The sequence below is a fragment of the Falsiroseomonas oryziterrae genome, from assembly GCF_021864505.1.
Taxonomy (GTDB): Bacteria; Pseudomonadota; Alphaproteobacteria; order Acetobacterales; family Acetobacteraceae; genus Falsiroseomonas; species Falsiroseomonas oryziterrae.
On the sequence record NZ_JAKJIB010000379.1, the window covers coordinates 1 to 3655 of the forward strand.

A 3655-nucleotide genomic window follows, 5' to 3' on the forward strand; every position below is an offset into this window, starting at 1 on the left:
CGCCGCGCTGGATGCCGGCACCGACCGTGTCGCCGCCGCGGAGCGGGCGGCGGCCGCGACGCGCGCCACCTACCTCGCCGCGGCAGGCCGGCTGACCGAGGCGCGACGCGATGCCGCGGGCCGGCTCGAGAAGGCGGTCGCGAAGGAATTGCCGCCGCTCAAGCTGGACCGCGCGCGGCTGGTGGTCGAGGTCGCGCCGAAGCCGGACTCTGGCTGGGGGCCGGACGGCGTGGACCGCGTGACCTTCCTCGTCTCCACCAATCCGGGACAGGCGCCGGGCGCGCTCGACAAGGTCGCGTCGGGCGGCGAGCTGTCGCGGCTGATGCTCGCGCTCAAGGTCGTGCTGGCGCGCGGGTCGCCGGTGCCGACGCTGGTCTTCGACGAGGTGGACAGCGGCATCGGCGGCGCCACCGCGGCCGCGGTCGGCGACCGCCTCGCACGCGTGGCGGAGCGGCTGCAGGTGTTGGTGGTGACGCATTCGCCGCAGGTCGCGGCGCGCGGCGACCGCCATCTCTCGGTGGCGAAGCAGGTGAAGTCGGGGCGTGCCGAGACGCGCGTGACGCCGCTCGATCGGGAGGACCGCCGGGAGGAGATCGCGCGCATGCTCGCCGGCGAGCGTGTGACGGACGCGGCGCGCGCGGCCGCCGACAGCCTGCTGGCGGGCAGCCTGCTGTGATCCGTCGAGCCGTCGCCGCCGATGCCGCGCCCTTCGCCGCGCTGCTGCGCGCGCTGAACGAGGAGCCCGGCCTCGCGCCGGAGCGGATCACGCCCGAGCGCGTGCGGCGCGACCTGATCGAGGACCCGCGCGCGATCGTGCTCGTCGCCGAAGAGGCCGGGGAGATCGTCGGCCTCGCCACGGCGCATCCGAGCTACGACAGCGGCCACAGCCGCTGGGGGGTGTTCCTCAACGATCTCTACGTCGCGCCGGGGTCTCGCCGCCGTGGCATCGCGCGCGCCCTGGTCGGCGCCGTCGCGCGCGAGGCGCGCGCAGCGGGCTGCGACCACCTCTGGTGGAATGCCGATGCGGGCGACGACCTCGCCTTCCGCTTCCACCGCAGCCTTGGCGCGGAGGAGGCGGAGGTGACCGACTTCCTGCTCGCGGGCGCCGCCTTCGACCGCCTGGCCGCATGAGTGACGCCGCGCTGCGCGCCCGCAAGGTCGAGGCGCTGACCGAGGAGGAGGCGCAGGCCGAGCTTGCCGCGCTCGCCGCCGAGATCGCGCATCACGACGCGCTCTACCATCGCCACGACGCGCCCGAGATCAGCGACGCCGACTATGACGCGCTGGTCCGCCGCAACCGCGCCATCGAGGCGCGCTTCCCCGAGCTGATCCGCGAGGACAGCCCGAGCCGCCGCGTCGGCGCGGAGACCGCCGAGGGCTTCGCCAAGGCGCGCCACGCCGTGCCGATGCTCAGCCTCGACAACGCCTTCGACGAGGACGACTTCCGCGACTTCTGCGCCCGCATCCGACGCTTCCTCGGCCTGCCGGCGGAGGAGACGCTGGCCTTCGTCGGCGAGCCGAAGATCGACGGCCTGTCGGTCAACCTGACCTACGAGAACGGCGCATTCGTCCGTGGCGCGACGCGCGGCGACGGAACGGAGGGCGAGGACGTCACCCGGAACCTGCTGACGCTCGCCGAGCTGCCGCGCCGCCTGCCCGGCCCCTTCCCCGCGCGCATCGAGATCCGCGGCGAGGTGTTCTGCGAGAAGGCCGACTTCCTCGCCTTCCGCGCCGCGCAGGTGCAGGCGGCGGAGGAGCGCGAGGCGCGGCGCGCGCGCGGCGAGAAGGTCGGGCCGGCGATCACCATTCCCGTCAATCCGCGCAACTTCGCCGCCGGCTCGCTGCGCCAGCTCGACCCCGCCGTCAGCGCGCAGCGGCCGCTCAAGCTCTTCGCCTATGCGATGGGGGATGCGAGCGAGCCGGTCGCGGATACCCATGCCGCATGGCTGGACCGCCTGCGCGGCTGGGGCTTCCGGGTGAACCCGGTGTCGGAGCTGCTGGCGGAGGAGGAGGCAGCGGTCGGCTTCCAGCGCCGTATGGCCGAGGCGCGCGCCGCGCTGAGCTACGACATCGATGGCGTCGTCTACAAGCTGAACCGGCTGGACTGGCAGCGGCGCCTCGGCTTCGTCGGCCGCGCGCCGCGCTGGGCGATCGCGTGGAAGTTCCCGGCGGAGCAGGCGACGACGCGCCTCCTCGACATCGAGATCCAGGTCGGCCGCACCGGCGCGCTGACGCCGCGCGCGGTGATGGAGCCGGTCGGCGTCGGTGGCGTGATGGTGACCCACGCCTCGCTGCACAACGAGGACGAGATCGCGCGCAAGGATGTGCGGATCGGCGACACCGTGATCCTGCAGCGCGCCGGCGACGTGATCCCGCAGATCCTCGGCATCGTGCCGGAGAAGCGGCCCGAGGGGGCGCAGCCCTTCGCCTTCCCCACCACCTGCCCCGCCTGCGGCAGCCACGCCGTGCGGCCCGAGGGCGAGGTGGTGCGCCGCTGCACCGGCGGCCTGACCTGCCCCGCCCAGACGGTCGAGCGGCTGATCCACTTCGCGCGCCGCAACGCGATGGACATCGAGGGCCTCGGCATCGAGAACGTGCAGACGCTGTTCGATGCGGGCCTCGTGAAGAGCCCGGCCGACATCTTCCGCCTCAAGGACCACGTCGCGACGATGCGCGGCTGGGAGGGCTGGGGCGAACGGAAGATCGGCAAGCTGCTGGAGGCGATCGAGGCGCGGCGCCGCGTGCCGCTGGAGCGCTTTGTCTTCGCCCTCGGCATCCGCCGCATCGGCGAGGCCAACGCCAAGCTGCTCGCGCGCCATTACCATTCCTACGCCGAGTGGCGCGAGAAGATGCTTGCGGCGACGGTGATCGGCTCCGAGGCGCGGGAGGAGCTGGGATCGATCCAGGGCATCGGCCCGGCCATCGCGACCGAGCTCGCCGAGTTCTTCGTCGAGCCGCACAACCGCGCCGCCCTCGACGATCTCGCGCGCGAGGTGACGCCGGAGGATGCCGAGGTTGCCGCGGCCGACAGCCCCTTTGCCGGCAAGACCATCGTCTTCACCGGCACGCTGCAGACCATGACGCGGGACGAGGCCGAGGCGCAGGCGGAACGGCTCGGCGCCAAGGTGACGAAGAGCGTCTCGAAGAAGACCGACTTCGTCGTCGTCGGCGCGGAGGCCGGGAGCAAGGCCACGAAGGCGGCGGAACTCGGCGTGCGGACACTGACCGAGGCGGAGTGGCGGGAGATGTCGGGTCTCGCATAAGCCCGGCTGATGCGCGGCATCACGCCAATTCGCTTCAACGGCGTCCCGGCGCGCGGCATCACTCGGCCATGCCGCTCGATCCCCAACTCTTCCTCGCTTTCCTCGTCGCGGCCTGGGTGCTGATCCTGACGCCGGGGCCGGACATGCTTTTCGCACTCGGCCAGACGCTCGCGGGCGGGGCGCGGCGCGGCTGGGCCGCGACCTTCGGCATCATGACAGGGGCCGCGATCCACATCGCGCTCGCGGCCTCCGGCGTCGCGGCGCTGATCGCGGCCTCGCCAGCGCTGTTCGACGCGCTGCGGATCGCCGGCGCGCTCTACCTGCTGTGGCTGGCGCAGGGCGCGCTGCGGGCAGCCTGGCGCGGCGGGGCGCGGCTGCAGCCGGCGGCACCC

Annotated in this window: 3 protein-coding genes and 1 pseudogene; all 4 read left to right on the plus strand. The window is 73.5% G+C overall.

The features are described from left to right. Window positions 1-676, plus strand: a pseudogene (locus L2I40_RS20505) (DNA repair protein RecN); the annotation flags it as partial. Next, window positions 673-1131 carry a GNAT family N-acetyltransferase gene (locus L2I40_RS20510; protein ID WP_237217032.1) on the plus strand — a complete coding sequence of 153 codons (459 nt, stop codon included), beginning with the start codon at window positions 673-675 and terminating at the stop codon, window positions 1129-1131. The pseudogene L2I40_RS20505 and the gene L2I40_RS20510, both read left to right, overlap by 4 nt. Beyond that, a complete protein-coding gene (gene ligA, locus L2I40_RS20515) occupies window positions 1128-3263 on the plus strand; it encodes an NAD-dependent DNA ligase LigA (protein ID WP_237217033.1) in 2136 nt (711 codons plus the stop codon). The genes L2I40_RS20510 and ligA overlap by 4 nt, the downstream gene beginning before the upstream one ends. A 68-nt stretch (window positions 3264-3331) precedes the next feature. Continuing rightward, the coding region (locus L2I40_RS20520; protein ID WP_237217034.1) for a LysE family translocator at window positions 3332-3655 on the plus strand (324 nt) is incomplete at its 3' end.

What these genes read in the sequence shown, in the direction of transcription:
- ligA (WP_237217033.1), top strand. Translation starts at nt 1,128, where the DNA reads ATGAGTGACGCCGCGCTGCGCGCCCGCAAGGTCGAGGCGCTGACCGAG.